The 20,851-nt window shown below is 64.7% G+C and carries 15 protein-coding genes and 1 tRNA gene; 11 read left to right on the top strand and 5 right to left on the bottom strand.

The features are described from left to right. Positions 1-53 precede the first annotated feature (53 nt). A complete protein-coding gene (locus KHZ24_04260) occupies positions 54-1,073 on the bottom strand; it encodes a helix-turn-helix transcriptional regulator (GenBank protein MBS5450411.1) in 1,020 nt (339 codons plus the stop codon). Positions 1,074-1,477: 404 nt separating this feature from the next. Between KHZ24_04260 and KHZ24_04265 the strand changes: the two genes are divergently transcribed. The 11 genes from KHZ24_04265 (at position 1,478) to KHZ24_04315 (ending at position 15,998) form a co-directional block, all read left to right on the top strand. Further along, positions 1,478-3,130, top strand: coding sequence for an FAD-binding protein (locus KHZ24_04265; GenBank protein MBS5450412.1), 1,653 nt, complete (start codon positions 1,478-1,480; stop codon positions 3,128-3,130). Positions 3,131-3,438: 308 nt separating this feature from the next. Further along, on the top strand, positions 3,439-4,122 hold the full coding sequence (locus tag KHZ24_04270; GenBank protein ID MBS5450413.1) for a cytochrome c maturation protein CcmE: 684 nt from the start codon (positions 3,439-3,441) through the stop codon (positions 4,120-4,122). A 79-nt stretch (positions 4,123-4,201) separates the two neighbouring features. Then, complete coding sequence (gene ccsA / locus KHZ24_04275; GenBank protein ID MBS5450414.1) at positions 4,202-6,430, top strand: cytochrome c biogenesis protein CcsA; 2,229 nt, start codon at positions 4,202-4,204, stop codon at positions 6,428-6,430. Position 6,431: 1 nt separating this feature from the next. Beyond that, complete coding sequence (locus KHZ24_04280) at positions 6,432-7,193, top strand: ABC transporter ATP-binding protein (GenBank protein MBS5450415.1); 762 nt, start codon at positions 6,432-6,434, stop codon at positions 7,191-7,193. Further along, positions 7,194-7,925, top strand: a complete 732-nt coding sequence (locus KHZ24_04285; protein MBS5450416.1) for a heme exporter protein CcmB — start codon at positions 7,194-7,196, stop codon at positions 7,923-7,925. It begins immediately after the preceding gene. Positions 7,926-8,012: 87 nt separating this feature from the next. After that, entirely contained in the window at positions 8,013-8,783 is a 771-nt protein-coding gene (gene ccsA, locus KHZ24_04290; protein MBS5450417.1) for a cytochrome c biogenesis protein CcsA, read from the top strand. A gap of 48 nt (positions 8,784-8,831) precedes the next feature. Further along, on the top strand, positions 8,832-9,026 hold the full coding sequence (locus tag KHZ24_04295) for a hypothetical protein (protein ID MBS5450418.1): 195 nt from the start codon (positions 8,832-8,834) through the stop codon (positions 9,024-9,026). Between the two features lie 701 nt (positions 9,027-9,727). After that, complete coding sequence (locus KHZ24_04300; GenBank protein MBS5450419.1) at positions 9,728-11,269, top strand: helix-turn-helix transcriptional regulator; 1,542 nt, start codon at positions 9,728-9,730, stop codon at positions 11,267-11,269. 291 nt (positions 11,270-11,560) lie between these two features. Beyond that, a complete protein-coding gene (locus tag KHZ24_04305; GenBank protein ID MBS5450420.1) occupies positions 11,561-13,105 on the top strand; it encodes a flavocytochrome c in 1,545 nt (514 codons plus the stop codon). A gap of 568 nt (positions 13,106-13,673) precedes the next feature. Beyond that, positions 13,674-15,746 carry a hypothetical protein gene (locus KHZ24_04310; protein ID MBS5450421.1) on the top strand — a complete coding sequence of 691 codons (2,073 nt, stop codon included), beginning with the start codon at positions 13,674-13,676 and terminating at the stop codon, positions 15,744-15,746. Between the two features lie 176 nt (positions 15,747-15,922). Continuing rightward, a tRNA-Glu gene (locus KHZ24_04315) sits at positions 15,923-15,998 on the top strand. 589 nt (positions 15,999-16,587) lie between these two features. Here the strand turns inward: KHZ24_04315 and KHZ24_04320 are convergent. The 4 genes from KHZ24_04320 to KHZ24_04335 all read right to left on the bottom strand — a co-directional run bounded on the left by KHZ24_04320 (position 16,588) and on the right by KHZ24_04335 (position 20,821). After that, positions 16,588-16,887 carry a helix-turn-helix domain-containing protein gene (locus KHZ24_04320; GenBank protein MBS5450422.1) on the bottom strand — a complete coding sequence of 100 codons (300 nt, stop codon included), beginning with the start codon at positions 16,885-16,887 and terminating at the stop codon, positions 16,588-16,590. A gap of 240 nt (positions 16,888-17,127) precedes the next feature. Further along, positions 17,128-19,185: a bifunctional DNA primase/polymerase gene (locus KHZ24_04325; protein MBS5450423.1), complete on the bottom strand. Its 2,058-nt coding sequence runs from the start codon at positions 19,183-19,185 to the stop codon at positions 17,128-17,130. Positions 19,186-19,427: 242 nt separating this feature from the next. Further along, positions 19,428-20,147, bottom strand: a complete 720-nt coding sequence (locus KHZ24_04330) for a hypothetical protein (GenBank protein ID MBS5450424.1) — start codon at positions 20,145-20,147, stop codon at positions 19,428-19,430. 347 nt (positions 20,148-20,494) lie between these two features. Next, positions 20,495-20,821, bottom strand: coding sequence for a helix-turn-helix transcriptional regulator (locus KHZ24_04335; GenBank protein ID MBS5450425.1), 327 nt, complete (start codon positions 20,819-20,821; stop codon positions 20,495-20,497). Positions 20,822-20,851 lie beyond the last annotated feature (30 nt).

A 20,851-nucleotide genomic window follows, 5' to 3' on the forward strand; every position in this document is an offset into this window, starting at 1 on the left:
CCCACGTTGCCGCCAGGTACCCGGGCCGCACAGAGGCGACACCTGCCCGAGCCCTACTTGAACAGGTCTATCAGCTCCTGTCGGTTGTGCACGCCGAGCTTGCTGTACAGATGGCTCGCATGCGTGCGCGCCGTGCCCTCCGATATGTAGAGCTCCTTCTGGATGTACGGCAGGCTCCGCCCCTCGAGCAGCAGGTCGAGCACCTCCCGCTCGCGCTTCGTCAGCTCTCCCTGCTCGACGACGCTCTCGATGCGCTGCGCCCGCTCGGCCCCCTCGTCTGCCGCGGCGCGCTCCCACGTCCCCTCGAACACGAAAAACGACAGCACGACAAGGGCCGCCAGCGCGGCATACGTCGAGCTAGGCACGCCGGGTAGCACCTCGCACACGACGTGCCCCAAGAAGCTGCCGAGCGCCCACGTGAGCCCCATGAACGCGAAGTACACGCCGTGCTTCAGCTTGAGCTTTGCTGCCGTGACGATGCCGAGCTCCATGTAGAGCAGCATCATGATGAGAAACACGGGTGACGGGTCTACGAACAGCTGCGCGAGTGACGTGGCGCTGCGCGTTTCCTCCGAGGCGTAGATGACGCCGGCGGCCACGCCCATGATGATGAGGTGGACGTTGGCGGGCAGGATGACGAGCTTGCGCGTGAGCCCCTGCGAGTAGTCGGCGGGGGAGAGCGGCTGGCGGTAACCAACGAGCAGCACGAGCGGCGCGGCGATCATGAAACTGTCGTACAGGGTCTCAGGCGCGACGATGAGCAGGGCGCTCAGCGCGTAGAACAGGATGAACGACCCGAACAGCGACAGCACGAGTGCGCGCGGCCCACCTGCCTTTGCGAGGTTCTCGAGGCGCAAGATCTGGCACCCCGTCAGCGCGAGGTGCATGACGATGGCGACGAAGAAGCCGAGTGACGTGCTCGAGAGCCCCAGCAGGTCGAGCGCGATGATAGCGGCCACCGAGCCCGACGCGAGCAGCGAGAACCCCACGCGGGCGCGTACGGGCACGCGGTTCCAGCCGGGCAGCAGCAACATCACGCCGAACAGCGCCGAGAACACGAGCGCCCAGCCCATCTGGCCGAACAGTGCGGGCGTGGCGACGTACGCCTCCGTGAAGCGGGAGTGGTAGGATGCCTGATGGAACCACACCCACACGATGGCGTCGAGCACGGCTGTGCGCGCGACGATCTTCCATTTGGGGTCGAGCCGCATCGCGGGCAAACTAAGGTTCACGCCGTTGCACCTCCGATTGTCGTGTGGGGGTGTCGGCGCAAATCGTAGGCGCGCTATCCCGAAAGACCCGGTTAACTGGTACTGCACGCCACCCTACCATCACCTGCGCAAACGCCCAATCATCCGAAAGGTATGAGCCCCCACACAGCATATCGAAGAGTTCGGAAGAGGTGTGGTGCCCGCCCTATCCCGTACTGTGAACGTCAGGTTCGCACGGTATGCACGGCGACAAGGAGGAACGCAACATGAGTGAGGGAATCGAGCGCAGGGACTTTCTGAAGACGGCCGCTCTGGGCGGCGCCGCGCTTGGTCTGGGCGCTCTGGCCCCGAAGGCCCAGGCGCAGACCATCGTGAGCGAGCTCCCGCAGACGTGGGATTACGAGGCCGACGTCGTCATCGTGGGTTACGGCATCGCCGGCGCCGCCGCGGCGCGCGAGGCCATTGCCGAGGGCGTGAGCTGCATCGTCCTGGAGAAGTGCGACGAGGTCATGTGCGGCGGCTCCACGTGCGCCAGCGCCGGCGCCGTCTTCCCGAACAACGTTGACAACATGTACGTGTGGTCGCGCGGCTACATCAGCAAGGAGACGATCCAGGCTGTCTCCGACGAGGGCCTCGCGGTTGCCACGTGGCTCGACGCCAACGGCCTTGACCGCACGACTGGCGGCAAGGGCGTCTGGGCGACGGCCAAGAAGATCGTCGACGGCTGCGGCGTGACCGTGCTGTACGAGACGCCTGGCAAGCAGCTCATCGCCGACCCCGTGACGCACGAGGTATTCGGCGTGCAGGCCGAGGACAAGGACGGCAACCCCGTCACGGTGAAGGCCAACCGCGGCGTGCTGCTCTCCACGGGCGGCTTCCTGGGCAACCAGGAGCTCGTGGCCCGCTTCGTCGTGCCGAAGGAGGTGGGCCTGGCCAACCAGGGCGCCCCGACGTGCACGGGCGACGGCCTACTCATGGGCCTGTCGGTGGGCGCGGCCCTCAAGAACCTGACGTGGATGTGCCTCGAGCTCAACGGCCAGGCCAGCGTCGCCTACAAGAAGGCGAGCGACGAGCTCGGCACCGCCATGCTGCACACGCCCGACGGCGAGTTCTGCGGCGCGCGCATCATCGTCAACGCCCAGGGCAAGCGCTTCATGGACGAGGACAAGGAGTTCATCCACACGAAGTGCCTGTACGAGCCGTTTAACTACGGCGGTGGCTGGATGGCCTACCAGGGCTTCACGAACCTGCCGATGTACCTCATCTTCGACTCCCAGCTCATGGACGGCGGCAAGCTGAGCGGTGCCGGCACGCTGGGCAACATCGGCTGGTCGTACGCCAAGGACATCTACACGTGGAGCGACGACAACAAGGCCGAGCTCGAGAAGGGCTGGTTCGTCCAGGCCGACACCATCGAGGAGCTCGTCGAGAAGCTCGCGGAGTCCAGCGGCAACGACCCCATCGATGCCGCGGCGCTGCAGGAGACGATCGACACGTACAACGGCTACTGCGAGCAGGGCGTCGACCCCGAGTTCCACCGCGCCGAGCAGCCGAACGCCTACTACGGCACGCCGAAGCTGCAGGCCCTGGGCCAGCCGCCGTACTACGCGGCCCAGCTCGTGCCGTGCGCCATCTATACGATCGGCGGCCTGCACTGGGGCGAGAACGGCGAGACGCTCGACTGGGACGGCAACCCGATCCCCGGCCTGTATCACGCCGGCGACGTGGGCCAGTACAGCGAGGTGTCCGTCGTGGGCATCGAGGACTGCATGGGCATGGGCTCCTACGCCTGCCGCACGATCTGCGCGCAGCCTGTTCGCGAGATCCCCGGCGAGGCCACGAATGTCGTCGAGGTCCCGACGGCCGACATGATGGCTGCCGCCGACATCACGGCTGTCGCGGCGCCTGCGGCCCAGTAGACACGACAGCACGGCGAGCGTTTCCAACGACCCGGTCTCTCCATGCGAGGGGCCGGGTCTTTTCGTGCGACTCCCGGTTTGTGAATCTTCTTTCAGGCTTGCTTGCGTTTGCGCAAGGAGGGGAGGACTTTTCCCGTCGAGTCATCTGCGGGCCCGCGCCTTGGATATACTTCAGGGCAGATTATCTTGAGCGGGCCGAGTGTGGAGCGCGCATCGCTTTCCCAGGTGATGCGGGTTGCCGGCGGCCCTGGCTGCTGAGGAGGCGTCCCCTCGCGTGGCGACGGCGGGCGCGGAAGGAGCGTGCTGGCATGAATTCTCAGGCTAAGAAGCGCCTTACGCTTGTGGGCCTCATCGTCGTCGTTGTGGCGCTGCTGCTGTTCGTGTTCCTGGGCTCGGGCGGCACGGCGAAGGCCCTGTCGGTGGGCGACGCCGCCTCCGGCCAGTACGAGGGCAAGAAGGTGCAGGTCTCGGGCACGGTCGTTGATGGCTCCTACACGACGCAGGGCACGACGGCCGTCTTCCAGGTCTGCGACGAGGCCGACGCCTCCCAGACGCTCGACGTCACGTATGACGGTGCGCTTCCGGCCACGTTTGGCAACGGCGTCACGGCCATCTGCACGGGCACGGTCACGGACGGCGCGCTGCACGCCACGGAGATGGTGACGAAGTGCCCCTCCAAGTACGAGAGTGCCGAGGGCGCCCTCACGGTGGGCGTGATGTTCCACAACCCGAGCGCCTACATCGGCACGGAGGTTAAGCTCGCCGGCTATGTCACGGATGGCTCGCTGGCCGACGTGAACGCCGACGTGCGCTTCAACCTGAACTCGCAGGAGGCCAGCGTCGACGTCGCCTACGACGGCGCGCTGCCCGAGGGCATGGAGGAGGGCACGGCCGTCGTTGTGACGGGAAAGCTCTCCCAGGACATGACGGTCTTCGAGGCCACCGACGTTGCGATCGACTCCAGCGTCAGCGCCGCGGGGGAGAACGCGTAAGCGAGCGCTAGGCTCGCATCGGGGAATGCACGGACGTACGTCGGCGCGACTGGGCCGGCGTGGAGAGGGCGGTCAACACATGGTTTCGTACGCACTGGGAACGCTGGGCGCGCTTGCGCTGTGGGCGTGCCTGCTGAGCTCGCTCGCATCGGTCGTCTGCCTCGCATGGGGACAGGCGCGGCGCAGCCCCGCCCTCAAGCAGGCGGGCTTTGCGCTCGTGTTTGTCTCGGCAGCCACTATCCTCATCAGCTGCCTCGTCATCGTGCATGGCTTCTTTGCGCACAACGTCGCCATCGCGTACGTGGCGCAGAACTATCCCACCGACACGGGCGACGGCCTGTTCTGGCTGTTCCAGCTCGCCGGCCTGTGGGCGAGCCGCGCCGGGTCACTGCTGCTGTGGGGCTTCCTCATCGCGGCCTTTGCGGCCTGGGTTGCCTGGCGGCGCCGCAAGCACGCTGACGACCTGACGACGGTCGCTCTCGTCATCACCGAGGTTGTGCTCATCCTGTTCGTCATGACGATGCTGTTCTCCTCGAGCAACAACCCGTTCGTGGCGACGAGCCCCTCGCTCATCGACGAGAACGGCAACCTGACGGGTTCAGCGGCGAGCTGGGGCATGAACGTCCTGCTCGAGCACTGGGCCATGGCGCTGCACCCGCCGACACTGTTCATCGGCTACGCCGGCATGACGATCCCGTTCGCGTATGGCATCGCCGCCCTCGTCGTCAACGACCCGTCGCACCGCTGGATCGACCTGTGCCAGCGCATCGCCCTGTTCTCGTTCATCTTCCTGACGATCGGCATCGGCCTCGGCGCCGTGTGGGCCTACGTCGTGCTGGGCTGGGGCGGCTACTGGGGCTGGGACCCCGTCGAGAACGCGAGCCTGCTGTCGTGGCTCACGAGCGTTGCGATGCTGCACAGCTTCAACGTCTACCGCAAGCGCGACATGATGCGCGGCTGGGCGCTACTCGCCGCCACGCTGACGTTCTGCTTCGTCGTGCTCGGCACGTTCATCACGCGCTCCGGCCTCGTGCAGTCTGTCCACGCGTTCTCCGAGGACCAGGTCTCCACGGTCATCTTCCTGCTCATCATGAGCGCGGCCATGCTCGCGCTGCTCGTGGGCTGGTTCGTGCGCCGCTCCACGTTTGCGAGTGGTGACGACATCGAGTCCGTCATCTCGAAGAACGGCTCTTTCTACCTGACGAACCTCATCATGGTGTTCTCGGCCGTGCTGCTGGCCTACCTCACGATTTCCAGCGCCCTGCCCGCCTGGCTGCCTGCCGGCGGCGTCACGGTGGGCGCTGGCGCGTACGACTCCGTGTCGCGTCCGCTCGGCGTCGTGTTCTGCGCGCTTGCGGCCGTGTGCCCGTTCCTTGCGTGGCGCAAGACGGACGGCGCGGAGTTCGCCAAGAACATCCGCGTGCCCGCCGTCATCGGCATCGTCCTGTTCGTGTTGCTCATGGTGCTGTGGGTCACGCGCCTGTTCCCGGCGTACAACGCGCTGCTCGCCAGCGGCGGCACGCCGGCAGCCGACCTGGCGGCCATGGGTCCGTCGTGGTACTACAACGGCCTCGCCATCCTGGGCCTGCTCGTCGCGGCGCTGCTCGTGGCCAACTCTGCGTACCTCGTCGTGCGTGGCGTACGCGGCCGCATGGCCAACAAGAGCGAGAACGCCGGCCAGGCCATCGTGCGCCTGTTTGCCAAGGCTCCCGCTCAGGCGGGCGGCTACCTGACGCACTTCGGCCTCGGCATCGTACTCGTGGGCCTCATCGCGTCGAGCATGTACGTCACGGAGCACACGTTCACGCTCGACGAGGGCACGACGCAGCAGATGCAGCTCGGCAGCTACACGCTCGAGTACCGTGGCGACTCCAACGCTTATGACCAGTCGAACAACATCGTGTACACGGCCAAGATCGGCGTGACGCGTGACGGCACCGACCTCGGCGAGATGCAGCCCACGGTTGCGCTCACGGCTTCTAGCGGCTACGGCCAGACGAAGCTGTCGGCCGAGACGCGTTCCTCGTTCTTCGAGGACCTGTTTGTCGCGTTCCAGGGCTACACGTCTGATGGCTCCGTTGTCATCAACGCCCGCGTCAACCCGCTCATCTGGATGGTGTGGGCAGGCTTTGGCATCATGACGGTCGGCATCATCGCGTGCACGCTGCCCAAGCGTGGCGGCGCCCTGCAGGTGGTTGACAGCGCCACGACGCCCGAGCCCGTGAAGTTCGTCGCGGGCCAGGCCAACGTCAAGGGCGGCGCGGCGTCGGCCAAGGCCAAGAAGGCTCGTCCGAGGAAGTCGAAGTAGCATGGACATCGCACGCAAGGGGGAAGCGAGCGCCGTGGCGCCGGGGGACGCCGAGCTTGCGATAGACGCGCGCGACCTGTGCAAGGTGTTTGGCGACCGGCGGGCGCTCGACGGCGTGGACTTCGCGCTGCCCGCCGGCGCCTTCCTGTCGATATTCGGGCCCAACGGCGCCGGCAAGACGACGCTGCTGCGCATCCTGTCGACGTTGTCGCGCCCGACGCACGGCAAGCTCTCCATGCTCGGCGTCGACGCGCTCGAGCACCCCGAGGAGCTGCGTGCCCGCATCGGCCTCATCTCGCATAAGTCCATGGTGTACGGTGATCTCACGGCGCGCGAGAACCTCGAGCTGTTCGCGCGGCTCTACGGCGTTCCCGACGCCCGCGAGCGCATCAGCGAGCTGCTTGAGGTCGTCGAGCTCGACCACCGCGCCAACGACGCGGCCCGCACGTTCTCGCGTGGCATGACGCAGCGTCTCTCCATTGCACGCGCTCTCATCAACGACCCCGACCTCGTGCTGCTCGACGAGCCGTACGCGGGCCTCGACCCGCACGCGGTGCACCTGTTCGACGAGCTCATTGGTCGCGTGCGCGCCGGTCGCACGTTTGTCATGGTGTCGCACGACCTCGACAAGGGTTTCTCGCTGTGCTCGCACGCACTCATCCTGGCGCGCGGCCGCGTCGTGGCGTTCGACGCGCGCGAGAACTTCGACGCCGAGGAGTTCCGCAAGACGTACCTGGAGACGGTCGGGATGGGGGTGGCGTAGATGGGTGCGAACGATGCCGGCGATTCCCGTCGCGGCCCGAGCGCGTGGTCGCAGTACCGCACGCTGCTTGCCAAAGACGTGCGCATGGAGCTGCGCACGCGCGACATGCTCGTCTCCATGGGCGTGTACGCGCTGCTCGTGCTCACGGTGTATGGCGCGACGCTTTCGCAGACCGGCGACGCGCTTGACGTGCTCAACGTCGCCGCGGGCCTGCTGTGGGCGCTCATCGTGTTCACGTCGCTGCTCGGCCTCAACCGCTCGTTCTCGCACGAGACGGCTGACGGCTGCCTCGAGGGCGTGCTGCTCGCGCCCGTGAGCCGCGGCGCCATCTTCTTCGCCAAGGCTACGAGCAACTGCCTGTTCCTGCTTGCTGTCGAGATCATCACCGTGCCGCTGTTCTTCCTGTTCTTCCTTGGCGGCGCTCAGGTGGCGCCCACGGCTGGGCTCATCGTGCTGCCGCTGTTCGTCGGTACGATCGGCGTGGCGGGCGTCGGCACGTTTCTTTCCACGATGACGATGGACACGCGCGGCAAGGACGTGCTGCTCGCGATCCTGTTCATCCCGCTCATCTTCCCGCTGCTTTACGCCTGTGTGTCGTCGACGGCCGTGGCGCTGACAGGCGTCGAGGGGCAGATGGTGACGTTCTGGCGCTCTCTGGCGCTGGCCGGCGGCTACGACATCATCATGGTGGCCGTGGCCTGGGGCTTGTACGATTTCGTCGTTGGTTCGTAGTCGGGCGGGGCGCGACTGGCGCCCCGTCTGCACGTATCTGCTGGGTGGGCCCGCTGGGCTCGCACATGAAAGGAAAGGAGGCGAGCCGTGGCGGATACCAAGCGCTCTGGCGCGTCCCGGATACCGTGGGATACCGTTGCTATCGTGACGCTTGTCCTGGGGCTCATTCTGACGACGTTCGACTTTCTGTGGGCGTTCCTGAAGGCCCCGATGGTCAACGGCGCCGTGCTCGACGAGACGTACGTTGTGAACGGACAGGTCGTCGATCACCTGCAGCTGTTCTCGCAGAAGATCTTCTACTTCCACGTGCCCGTGGCCGTCGTGTCGTTCGTGTTCATCATCGTGGCTGCCGTCTACGGCGTGCTGCTGCTCGTGCGCAAGGACGCACGCTATGACACGCGCTCGCGCCTGTGCATGCAGGTGGGCCTCGTGTTCATCCTGGCAACGATGGTGTCGGGCGACCTGTGGACGCGCGTCGAGTGGGGCGTCTGGTGGGTGTGGGAGCCGCGCTTGACGACGTATTTCATCCTCATGCTTCTCGTCATCGCCTACTTCATCCTGCGCGCGGCCATCGATGACCCCGAGAAGCGCGCCCGGTTCTCGGCCGTGTTTGGCATCCTCGCCGCCGTGGACGCGCCCATCTCGTTCTTCATCACGCGCCTTATTCCCTCGTCCATCCACCCGGTCGTGTTCCGCACCGACTCCGGCCTGCCGCCTGACATGCTGCTGCCCTTCCTGTGCGGTATCTTCGGCATGCTGCTGGCGGGCTTTGGCATCTACCGCCTGCGCCTGCGCGTCGAGGAGCAGGCCCAGCAGGTCGAGGCTCTCAAGCGCCGCTTCGAGGAGCTCGACGACTAGGGCTCGACGCCCGACCCGACGATTCGCTGACTCTCAAAGGAGACTGCCATGGATCCTGTACTTGCTGACGTGTACTCGACGGCCCTGAGCTCGGCCCCGTTCGTCATTGCTGCCTATGCGCTCATCTGGATCATCCTGATGGCCTTCGCCATCGCGATGTTCATCAAGAGCCGCAAGACGCAGAAGGACATCGACGCGCTCAAGGAGGCCATCGAGCGCCGTGAGCGCAAGCAGCGTCCGTAGCTGTGGACGACATACGATATCTCGCCGCCCCGGGAGCCTGCGCAGATCACGCGCGCGGCCCCGGGGCGTTTTTGTGCCGCGTGCGAGCGAGCCGGGTGGGCCCTGGGGCGTAAGTCCCCTGGCTGCGACTGACGGACGGCGCATGTGGCCCCGAGGTGTTCTCGTAGCGAGGGCGAGACTGCGGTCGCGCCATGGATCGCGGTCGCGCTTTGGGACGCGTACCTGCGCGGGTATGGCTGCAGGGAGGGATGCGAGGCCCCAGAAGCGGTCCCTGCAGTGTGCGCGAGCGGCTGGGAGTGCTCCGGGATGCGACTGTCGGGCTACATCGGCGCCCCGTTCTCGGGCCTCAGCTTGCGGGATGATTCTCGGCAGGGGGAGGGGTAGCGTGCGGTTGCGCCCCAGGCTGTAGCCGTCGGACCGATTTCTGGCCAGGAAGGGGAGGCGTGCATGGCGCTCCCGACGCCGTCTCCCTCCTCGACCTGCGCGACTCGCTATTCACCTGCGGTTTTGGCACGTCACCTCCGCCTTGTGGGAATCTGTCGGGTCAGCTGGCCATACACGCGCGCCCGTTTGGGACAGAAAGTGTCCCTTTAGCTGAGTCTGCACCTCGTTTCGGTGCCCGCAGAGGTTTTTTCGGCTGCGCCCCGGAGCTGTGAAATGCGGCATACTATGCGAAAACGGGAGTCGGCGGAGGGGTGCGCATGAGGACAGAGAGCATGTTCCGCGGCATACGCTGGGACTGGCGCATCGTCGCTGGCCTAGCTCTGATGTACCTGTGGACGTGGCTCATCTACTGGGGAGGCCCGTTCTCCCTGCGTACGTATACCATCGAGCTCACGAATGCCCGCTGGGGCGTCAACGTCGTCATGCTCGCGGCTTCCGTCGGCATCGTCCTTGTTGCGTCGTGCCTTGCCTCGGGACGCAGACTGGCATCGGGCCTGCGCATCGCGGCGCTGGCCAGCGGCGTCCTGGGCACATCGCTCGGCCTCGTGCTCGCGCTGACCCCTCCGCTGAGCGACTCTTCCATCAGCGCCATCGCCCTGGCATCCGGCTTCTTCACGGGCACGTGCGAGGGCTGCTTGCTGTGCCTGTGGTGCTCGGCAACATCTTCGCTGGGCATGCGCGTCGCCTTGACGCACAACGTGCTGGCCATGGCTGCCAGCGGCCTGCTGTTCCTCCTGTGCAACGCCGCGCCTACGTGGATTCCGCTTGCGGTCGGCATGCTCTGCCCGGTCGCCGGCTTCGTCTGCTCCTCCGGCCATCGCGGCGAGGTGCCGCCCACTACGGAGCCCGGCCAGTCCGACACCAAGGCCCAGCCCACCTTGACCGGCCAGCAGGACATCCCCGCCCCTCGGGGTGCCGCACGCATTCGTGAGGCGCTCGCCCCGCTCGTGCGCGACCGCTCGTTCCTTCTGCTTGCGGTCATCTCGCTCGTCTTCGGCTTCTCGCACGGCTTCATCAACGCGTCGTTCGAGGTCGTGCCCAAGGAGCTGTACTGGCTGTCGTGCTATGGCGTCGTCATCGGCACGATCCTCGCGGCGGCGCTGACGTTCCTCACGGCGTTCCTGCTCAAGATGGACGCGTGGCAGCTCGTGTTTCGCACGTCGCTTCCTCTGATGGCCATCGCGTATCTGCTGTTCCCCTACGAGGCGTTCTACCTGTTCGGCCCCGGCATCCATGCCTTGGGCTACCAGTACTTCTTCATCGCGTTCTGGTCGCTGCTCGGCTCGAAGCAGCTGCGTCACGAAGTACCGGCTGCGCGCTCCGTCGCGCTCGGTCTGTTCGCAACGGAGGCGGGCGCCGCATTGGGTCTGCTGCTGTGGAACGTCGCGTGCGTCGGCATCGACATCGAGGGCCAGCGCATCGTGTCAAGCGTGGCGACGCTGCTCATCCTGCTCGTCGCCGTGTCGTTCGAGCGTCCTCAGTTTGGCTGGGGCAACGTGCGTCCCGGCGCGACGACCGCAGCGGGCGAGGGTGGCCTGCACGTGCGCGACTACGAGGGCGTCATCGCGCACATCCGCGCCACATACGCCCTCTCCCCGCGCGAGACCGACGTGTGCAGTCTGCTCGGTCGGGGTCGCAACCGCCAGTTTGTCGCCGACGAGCTCGGCATCTCGCTCGAGACGGCCAAGACGCACGCGACGAACGTCTACCGCAAGCTCGGCATCCACTCCCAGCAGGAGCTGCTCGACGTCATCGAGATGACGCAGGACACGATCGCTCGGGAGCGCGCACGGGGCTAGTTTTGGGCTCGCATGTGCCCTATGGGAGCTCTCAATCTCGTTTGGGCAGCTCAGAGCCCCTAGCCTTGTCCATCCCCCAGCGATAGTGACTCCGTTTCCTCCCCATCGCTATGGCATCCCCATCGATCGTTCACTATCTCGGGGGCATGACGCCGGACACCTCCCCGCGGCATTCTGTGGCCAGCGACGCGGAAGGCGACGCCGGGCGCCCCAACGGGACGCACGGGCCGCCCGAGCGAAAGCAAATGACACTCACGGGATATGCCAACGGGTAACGAAAGGGGATCTATCATGCAGGAGCAGATCGGTCGTCGTGCGTTCGTCAAGGGTGCGGCTCTGGGGACGGCTGCGCTCGCCGTCGCGGGTCTTGCCGCCCACCAGCCCGTGCCGGCGCTTGCCGCCGAGGACGTGACGTTTGACGAGGAGTGCGACGTCCTTGTCATCGGCTCAGGCTACTCCGGACTCGCTGCCGCTTACGAGGCCGGCGCCGCGGGCGTCGACGTCAAGATCGTCGAGAAGCTCGCCATCACGGGTGGCAACTCGCTCGTGGCTGACGGCGACTTCGCCGTGTGCATGTCCGATGGCCAGAAGGCGCTGGGCATCGAGGACAGCGTCGACGCGTACGTCCACGACATGCAGGTTGCCGGCCTGTTCCTGAACGACGTCGAGAAGTGCCGCGTCATCGCCGAGAAGTCCAACGAGACGTGGGAGTGGACGCGCGACGTCCTTGGCACCGAGTGGCAGATGAACGAGGAGACGGGCGAGGCTAACCCCATCCCCTACGGCGGCCACAGTATCCTGCGCACGCTGCACCCGGTCACGGCCCACGGCGCCTCTATGGTGCTGCCGCTCATCGACAAGCTGTCCGAGATGGGCATCGAGATCCAGACCGAGACGATGCTCGCCAACCTCGTGAAGGACGAGTCCGGCCGCGTCATCGGCGCCGAGCTGCGCGTGGGCGCCTCCAACAACGACCCGACCTCCGGCGAGCCGCTCTACGTCAAGGCCAAGCGTGGCGTCGTCCTGGCTTCCGGTGGCTTTGGCCGCGACGTCAACTGGCGCAAGCAGCATGATCCGCGCCTCGACGAGACGGTCGACTGCACGAACGCCGCCGGTGCGACGGCCGAGAGCCTCTGCACGGCCATGGACTGCGGCGCGCTGACCGTGCACCTCGACTGGATCCAGTGCGGCCCCTGGTGCAGCCCTGACGAGGAGGGCTACGGCGTTGGCCCGACCTGGATCGACTCCGCGGCTGGCTTCGCTCCCAGCATCAACCCGCTGACCGGCGAGCGCTGCGTCAACGAGCTCACGGACCGCAAGCGCTACTGCGACGTCATCTTCGAGGTCGCTGAGCCGCTGATCCAGGTCATCGATGATGCTAACGTGCCCGACTGGAGCCGCCCGAACTTGGAGATGTGCCTCGAGAACGGCGTGTCCTGGAAGTTTGACACGCTCGAGGAGGTCGCCGAGCACTTCAACATGCCGAAGGACGCCTTCCTCAAGCAGATGGAGGACTACAACGGCTACGTGGCGGCAAAGAATGACGAGCAGTTCGGCAAGACGATCCCCGAGACCGCCAAGCCGATCGAGACGGCCCCGTTCTACGCGACGCGCCTGTGGCCGAAGGTGCACCACACGATGGGCGGCGTGAAGACCGACGTCGACACGCGCGTGCTCGACGTGCGCCTCAACCCGATCGAGGGCCTCTACGCGGCCGGCGAGGTCACCGGTGGTGTGCACGGCGCCTGCCGCCTCGGCTCCTGCGCCACGGCTGACTGCCTCGTGAACGGCCGCATTGCCGGCCAGAAGGCTGCCGCTGCCGACCCGATCGCCTAGTAATCCTGCTGGACGGAGTTTTGCTGCCCCGGGGACGTGCGTGTCCAACGCGCGCTCCCGGGGCGTTCTGTATCTGGGGCGCTGGAGGTTAGGTGCTCTTGCTCCCGGGACTTACGGGAGGCGTCGGCACGTCCGGATCGACCGTGCTCGGCGACTCCGATCCTCCGCGGAAGGCAGCCGGAGCCCCAGAGCAGACTTCCGAGGGGCCTCCGTGGCCAAAATGCGCCCGCTTTGTGAGGGGTCCTCGCCCTGGACTGCCGCCAGAAGGGCTCTCTCGAGCCGGTGGGCAAGCGGCGACCTGGGTTTTTCTCGCGGCAGGTATATGGCTCGCTATCCGTGGGCGCCCGTTGGGGCGAGAGCGGCTCGCAAAGCTGCCAGGTTTTGGCCAAAACCGCCCCTTTGGCGGCTGCTCTGGCCTTCCGAGGCGACTTCTCGGTCGCGAAAGCTCACTCCGTTGCGTGCGAAATGGTCGCGCCGGGCATAAAGTATGGGTACCAAGGCGTAGCGAGCGTGCCTGCGGGCATGCGTGGCGCGCACTGCCAGGGATCGCGGGCGAGAAGGGGGCACCATGCTGGAGCGAGTGACGTTCGAGGACCGGATCGCGGGCGGTGAGTACCGAAGACGCCGCGCCGAGCTGCAGGAGCGCCTCATGGTGCTCCAACAGCAGGCCAAGGCTGTCGGCATGGGTACGGTCGTGCTGTTCGAGGGCTGGGGCTCCTCGGGCAAGGGCGCGCGCATATCCGATCTTGTCGTCAACCTCGACCCGCGTCTCTATGCAGTCCACACGACGGAAGACCCGGTGGGCTATGAGTCGCGCATGCCGTTCATGGCTCGCTTCTGGAGTCGTCTGGGTGCTCACGGAACGATGACGATCTTCGACCAGGCATACTACGACGCTCTGACGCGTGCGTATATCGAGGAGGTTCGCCACGGCGACAGCGTCCCGGGGCTTGATCGCGATGCGCGCGCTGTGCTCAGGCAGCGAGCGGAGCGACGCATCTCGCGCCATATCGCCTCGGCCCGCGCCTTCGAGCGACAGATTCAGGCAGACGGCTATCTCATGGTGCGCTTCTTCCTGCACATCACCGCTGAGGAGCAGCGCCGCCGCGCCGTTGACCTCATGCTCGACCGCAATACCGCCTGGAAGGTCGACGAGCGCGACATTAGCCAGATGCAGCACTACGGCGAGTACTACGAGACGTTCGATAACTGGCTCGAGCGCTCCGCGAAAAGCGGTGACACGTGGCACGTTATTCCTGCGCTGCACAAGCGCAACGCGAACTTGCAGATCATGCAGGCGCTGGCCGACGAGATGACAGCCGCCCTTGAGGCGCGCGGCTTCGACACGTCGCAGCCCATTCCGGCTGGCGACGTGGCACACGAATATCGGCCGCCCGTGACGGAGGAGGCGAAAGACTCAGCGTCTGCCGGGGCGTCGGCGGAAAGCCGCGATGATGCGGGGACTGCTGGCGAGGGATCGCCCAAGGCGGCGGGCGAAGCGTCCGAGTGCGCGCCGGGGGACGTCTCGCCTGACGTGCGAACCGGACTCGACGAGGCACGGGCGGCGACCGTCAGCATCTCGGTTGCTGCCTCGTCAGATGCGGATATGGATGCTACGTGCGATGCCGAGGCGCTCAAGGACGGCGCGGGCGCCGTGCCTCCGTGCAACTTGGGCGCAGATGACGTGTTGACGGCCCTTGCTGCTACGGCGCTGGGAGAGCCGGTCGGCTCCGAGCTCGGCGCGGTACTTGCGTCGGCTGCCTCCGCATGTGAGGGCAATGCCAGCGAAGAGGCGATGGCGACGCCGTCGATTGTCGTGCCGACGGTGGGCACGGGCGGGGGAGCGTCGGCGCCCACAGTGCGGCGCCCGCGGGACATCATCGGCTCGGCCAAGCACCTGACCTCTCGCTTTGACCTCGTGAAGGTGCCGTCGCTCGACGATGTGACCTACGACAAGACGATATCCGATGCCGACTATTCTCGCGAGCTCAAGGAGGAGCAGACCGAGCTATCGGAGCTGTCGCTGGCACTGTATCGCAGCAGGATCCCGCTGATCATCGCATACGAGGGCTGGGACGCTGCGGGCAAGGGCGGCAACATCAAGCGCGTGGCAGCGGCGCTCGACGCGCGGTCGTACGTTGTGCATCCCATTGCTGCGCCAACCTCCGACGAGCTGGCACATCCGTTTTTGTGGCGCTTCTGGAACGATCTGCCGCGCACGGGGCACACGGCGATATTCGACCGCACGTGGTACGGGCGCGTGCTCGTCGAGCGCATCGAGGGCTTTGCGCGGCCGGAGGAGTGGCGCCGGGCGTTCGAGGAGATCAACGAGTTCGAAGACGATTTGCGCACGTGGGGCGCCGTGCTCGTGAAGTTCTGGATCGACGTGAGTCCCGACGAGCAGCTGAGGCGCTTCCGCGATCGCCAGGACGACCCGACGCGCCGGTGGAAGATCACGGACGAGGACTGGCGCAACCGCGAGAAGAACGACCTCTATCGGAGGTGCGTCAACGACATGTTGAGGCTGACGTCGACGGAGTACGCGCCGTGGACCGTCGTGGAGTCCGACGACAAGCACTATGCGCGCGTTAAGGCGCTCAAGGTCATCAACAAGGCCATTCGTCGGCGGCTCAAGGAGTAGGCCTGCATGCGGGGGCGCGACGGCGGTTCATCCTTTCGGGCCGCCGTCGCGCCTGCTGCGTGACCCGTGGGAATCGTGGATGCCGCAATGCCCGCACGAAGATGCGCCCGATGTGATACTATGCGAGAGCTGCAATCCTGACCCCGCTAAGCGGCAGGATGCGCCATATCTAGGCTGTCCCCATCGTCTAGCGGCCTAGGACACGGCCCTTTCAAGGCTGGAACACGGGTTCGAGTCCCGTTGGGGGCACCACTCAAAACCGCAGGTAGAGTGCGGTATTTCTCTTCCAACGGATCAAAACATTCAAGTTCAGATTGAATGCGGCGAAACCACCGCGAAACCAAAATGGGCGGCTCATAGGTGGATGTGCCGTAAGGCTCCGCTAGGTTTCCTTGCGCTGAGTGCGGTCGTTCCCGCTACTCCTGGCGGCTTTGACGGCTATGCCTATCGCTCCGGGCGTAAACGAGAGGGGCCGGCATCCCCTGACGGGATGCCGGCTTGCCTGCCGCAAGCTTAGTCTGCCTCGATGCGCACACGCGCCCGCTTGCCGGCCGGGACGGAGCGTAGCCCCACGGGCACGCTCGGGGCCACCTGCCTCGGTCTGGCGGCGCGCCAGGCCCGAACTTCCGTAGGGCGCGTCGCCAGGAATGTGGGGGATTGCCGCAGAAGCGCTCGCGCCAGCCCTCCGGGCCGCGGGCCCGGGCGGTCCTGGAGTGCCATACAGTATGGTTGGGCGGAGCGCTGTGCGCTCTTTTCAGCGGGGGACGGAGCGGCTAACTCTGCCAAGGGCGCCGCCTCGCCCTCTTGAGTGTTCCGGGGGCTTCTCTGAATGGTTTCGCGCCTACGCGACGCCCGCGGCGCGCATAACCTCGTCGCGAGAAATCCGCCATAGCTTGCCCATGCGAACCGCCGAGAGGCGGCCGCTGTGGATCATGCCAACCACGGCTCGCTCGGAGATGCCGAGCGCTTCGGCTGCCTGCTTGGGGCCCACCATCGGCCTCATGCGGGCGAGTTCGTCCGATACGGTGGGTGTCGGTTCGGGCAACGGCATCGCCTCCTCTGCTTTCACGTATCCTAGGCTGCGAGCTATCTCGTCAAACGTCAGCTCTTCTATGATCCCAGCACTGTCAAACTGAGCCACTTTTTTCTCCTCGAGTGTTGGCTGTTGGTCCCAGGCAACGGCGGGGTGCGGGCTGGCAGGGGGGCGGTGCGTGCGCCCCTGTTGCCTCGTTGCCGTCGTTGCCAAGGTTTTTTGAATACTCATTCACACTATATAAATAATTGTTTGTTTTTCTAAATTAATAAATGATGGGAAACTTGAGAAACAAAGCTTTGGTAAAGGCATTGCTATCTGCGGAAACCGTGTTTCCGCGACTGTGCCCTAGTCGTTGTTCTCGTTGCCCCAGAACTCCCACACCGTCTGCGGTCCATACGCGCCCAGCTCGCCGGTGCTTCGCTGGCGCCCCTTCATTCGTGTCCACCCGGGGCATTGCGCGTCTGAGTCGAGAAAGTCCGCAAGCTCGCCCGCGAGGCGGCGGTTTCGCTGACAGTCGGCTTCGTCGAGGCCGAGCGCCTCGCGCATCAGCATCTTGACGCAGACGCGTGACCCCGCGACTTCCTTGCGGCTCAGGTACTCTCGCGCGCTGCCCAGGGCCGGGTTTTCGTCGGCGAAGTCCTCGCGAATCTTCTCGGCCACGGCCTCCTCGTGCTTGTCGAGATAGAGCCTTCGATCAATCCCCTCCTTCCACTTGTGAACGACCTCTGCCCAGGCCTGTTCGATGATTGCGGTCGCCTCGGGCGAGTTTACGTTGACCGCGGGCTCGGCCACCCCGCACTCGATCGGCAGGAAACGCCTCCCTCCCGTCAGGTCGTTTATGATTGGTCGAGAATTGGTTGTGCCCGCCAGAACGCACATGCGTGGCTTCGATGTCGTGCGCCTGGCGTACTTGTCGCGAAAGTTGTCATCCTGCCGGCTAATAAAGGACTTCACCGCCTCTACCTGGCGTCCCTTGATTGCGGACAGTTCGGGAATCTCGACAATCCACTTGCCTCGGAGCCGCTCGGCGCACTGCTCGGGGTTGCCGAGGTCCGTTAGGCAGTCCGAGAAGTAGCCGTCACTCATTGCCATACGTCTCAGCAGCGTGGACTTCCCTATGCCCTGGGCGCCATAGAGCACGGGGACGGACTCGAACTTGCAGCCGGGCTCATAGGCGCGCGCCACGGCTCCCCTCATGAACAGCCCCCAGGAGGACCGGGTGTACTCGGTATCGCCCGTTCCGAGCAATAAAGCAGGTATGCTTGCCGCGCGCTCCTCTCCGTCCCACGTAAGGCTATCGAGCATGTCCGTGAGGGGGTTGTAACTGCGCTCCTTGGCGACTATGTCGAGGGCGTCCTCGACGTCTTTGCGGTTTTTCACCCCGTACCTAGACTGCAGCTCGGCAAACATCTGCCTGTCATCGGTGTCCGTCCACTCGTGCGGACACTCCTCTCCCCAGGGCAGAGGGCCCGTCTTGAATATGCAGCGCTCAAGCTTGTTGTAGGCGAAGCCGTCGAAGTCCTGGCGCAGATACTCGCAGATTTCGCTTACCGTCGGAGGGGCGCTGGGCTTATCCTTGCGGCTGGACCCATCTTTGGCTCTCGACAGGACGCTCCTCTCTATGCTCTTCACCTCGTCGGCGCCGAGCGGAGGCACGCATCTGGCTTGGTTCTCCTCGCGTATCCACGTCGAGACGGCCTCGTCGCTCTCGCCCGAGTTCCGATGTGCGCGCCCGCCGTAGTAGAGGTGACAGTTACGGCTACCTTCGGGAACGGTCTCGAACAGCCCGCCTTGCTCAGACGCCTTCTCGGCGTGTGCCCTGGAGCTGCTCGCGAGGGCGAGGATCTCCGGCGGAAGCTCGGCAATCTTGATTTCCCGGGGTGAATGTCCCGGATCCCAGGTGTATGGCATGCCGTTTGCCCCGCGGGTGGGCGGGATGATGACGCCCCCGCCCTCCGCGAGGAAGTCCACGTTGGGAAGGATTCCCGTGCGGGTCTTTGGGATGGGGCCGTTCGAGACCCGGTAGAAGAGATGGCGCCCACCAGAGGGGGAGCTGCCGCTCACGGTCTCCGGCAGCTCCAGCCCCTCCTGCCTGCACCACTCCGAGAGTGCTTCTTCGCCGTCTTGCCCGCGGCCGTGAGCCTCCTTCGTGTCGAGGTCCAGACATACGAGCCCCTCGCTCAGGCGCCCTGTGGCGACCGCGACACCCCAGTCTGGATGCTCCCCCCAAGTGGCCCTGATCTCGCTCGGGTCCTTTGTGGCCTCCTTGCGCCCGTGGCGCCCCGACGGCGGCGTCTTCTTGGCATTGCCGTTAATGGCCGGCCAGCTGACCATCGCATAGACGGAGAAGCCGTGCTCGGCGGCCTTCAGAGCTCCGTCCAATGATGAAACGTCGTTATCCATATATCTCCTATCAACATCATTCTTCATTTCTTGATGCTATGACCTGCAGGTCGATAAGGAGAATATCGATAGAAGACGTCCTGTGTGAAGCCCTGCGTTTTCGGCGTGAACCGCGGGGCGAACATTTTGCCCTTCGATGCGGGGGCATAATGTTCGCTTCTGCTCCGAGGTCGCAGCGCCGCCCTGTGCTGGGGTACATTTAGGGCCTTCACAGGGCGATAAAATGTCCTAAAAGTTTTTTTTTACTCGTCCGGGCCGGAAGGCGGCTTCTCCACGGTTCTTTCATCTTTGTGCGGCCGCCCATGCAGCCGGTGGCCCTTGGGGCGGCTCCAAGAGAAGCTCGAGATGTCGGGGTCATCTTCTCCAAGCGCCTTGCGGGCAAGCCATTCGCCGATAGCGAGGGAGTCCTGGCTCGGACAGCCGAGGTCGTCATACTCGCACTCTGAGGAGTCCGGGGTTATTCTCTTTGCGCGCTTTCGGTCTGATTCGCAGGCCAGCAGGTAGTCGTCCCCGTCTGGGTCTCCATCACGAATGCACTCTAGGGCGATCTCTTCCGCTTGGGTGTGCCCAGACTTGAGCAGTGCGACGCCTGTTCGAAGGAGCACGTTTTGGCCGTCGGGGCCTAGCGCCATGTAGATCCGAAGGATTTTCGCGGCTTCTTTTCTCAGCCTCTCGAACTTGGCTGCTACGCCTTCCTGTCCAATTTCGCCTTTGAGCACGTCGATCCACTCAACGCCGATGGCCTTGCAAAGCGGTCCAGCGTACTCCGAGCAAAGGTATTCTCCCGGTCGGTTGAGGTAGCGATTGATGCTCCCCGTCGACAGGCTAGCTCTCCCCATCGCCTCGGCGAGAAGCTTCGCTATCTCTTCTTTGCTCTTGCCGGACTCGGCTACGGCTGCTTTGAGCCTGCCAGAGAGAGTTTCCGCGTTTAGCCCAAGGGCTTGGACGTCCTCGTTTTCCATGACATTGGGGCGTGCGCGGCGCCCCTTCTGATGCCCTGCGGGGGAGTGGGGCTTCTTCCCTTCGCTTCGAACTTGCCTTTTTTAGAATTTACATCAGGGGCGTTACCCATGTCGTCATCGAATCCTTTCCAGTCATCAGACTTGCTTTGCGAGCCTATTGAAGTGCCCGGCCCCGCTTTGCCTGTACCCGCAGGGCCGGGCGACATGTCTGGCCGACACGTTCAGGATCTCCGCGGCTTGCTGGGCCAAAATGACGATGGCCCGTTCCGGATGCTTCTCTGCCTGTAAAATTATTAAAAGAGAGGAAGCACTCAATAAACCAGTGCTTCCTCTTTCATCAATTTTAATTATGCGTTCTTCGCTTTATATTCTTCGCCCCAATTCCACATTGCGTCTAAAATCGGTTTCAAGCTGTAGCCTAAATCCGTCAAAGTATATTCCACTCGTGGCGGTACCTCAGCATACACATGACGGTTTAAAAGCCCCTTTTCTTCCATATCCCGAAGTTGAGTAGTCAATACCTTTTGCGAAACATTACCGATGGATTTTTTTAATTCTCCAAAACGCTTTGTTCCGGGTAATAAATCGCGTAAAATAAGAACTTTCCATTTATCGCTAATCAACATCAGTGTTGTTTCCACCGGGCAAGCTGGCAACTCTTTCTTTGTTTGCATTTTACCACTTCCTTTCAATAGTTTCTTTTT

The organism is Coriobacteriia bacterium (genome assembly GCA_018368455.1).
Lineage (GTDB): Bacteria > Actinomycetota > Coriobacteriia > Coriobacteriales > UMGS124 > JAGZEG01.

Excerpts from the sequence above, each read along its gene's own strand:
- KHZ24_04260 (MBS5450411.1), bottom strand. The coding sequence starts at position 1,073 with ATGGGCTGGGCGCTCGTGTTCTCGGCGCTGTTCGGCGTGATGTTGCTG.
- KHZ24_04335 (MBS5450425.1), bottom strand. The coding sequence starts at position 20,821 with ATGCAAACAAAGAAAGAGTTGCCAGCTTGCCCGGTGGAAACAACACTG.
- KHZ24_04305 (MBS5450420.1), top strand. The coding sequence starts at position 11,561 with ATGCAGGAGCAGATCGGTCGTCGTGCGTTCGTCAAGGGTGCGGCTCTG.
- KHZ24_04295 (MBS5450418.1), top strand. The coding sequence starts at position 8,832 with ATGGATCCTGTACTTGCTGACGTGTACTCGACGGCCCTGAGCTCGGCC.
- KHZ24_04330 (MBS5450424.1), bottom strand. The coding sequence starts at position 20,147 with ATGGAAAACGAGGACGTCCAAGCCCTTGGGCTAAACGCGGAAACTCTC.
- KHZ24_04310 (MBS5450421.1), top strand. The coding sequence starts at position 13,674 with ATGCTGGAGCGAGTGACGTTCGAGGACCGGATCGCGGGCGGTGAGTAC.
- KHZ24_04265 (MBS5450412.1), top strand. The coding sequence starts at position 1,478 with ATGAGTGAGGGAATCGAGCGCAGGGACTTTCTGAAGACGGCCGCTCTG.
- KHZ24_04300 (MBS5450419.1), top strand. The coding sequence starts at position 9,728 with ATGAGGACAGAGAGCATGTTCCGCGGCATACGCTGGGACTGGCGCATC.
- KHZ24_04280 (MBS5450415.1), top strand. The coding sequence starts at position 6,432 with ATGGACATCGCACGCAAGGGGGAAGCGAGCGCCGTGGCGCCGGGGGAC.
- KHZ24_04325 (MBS5450423.1), bottom strand. The coding sequence starts at position 19,185 with ATGGATAACGACGTTTCATCATTGGACGGAGCTCTGAAGGCCGCCGAG.
- KHZ24_04270 (MBS5450413.1), top strand. The coding sequence starts at position 3,439 with ATGAATTCTCAGGCTAAGAAGCGCCTTACGCTTGTGGGCCTCATCGTC.
- KHZ24_04285 (MBS5450416.1), top strand. The coding sequence starts at position 7,194 with ATGGGTGCGAACGATGCCGGCGATTCCCGTCGCGGCCCGAGCGCGTGG.
- ccsA (MBS5450414.1), top strand. The coding sequence starts at position 4,202 with ATGGTTTCGTACGCACTGGGAACGCTGGGCGCGCTTGCGCTGTGGGCG.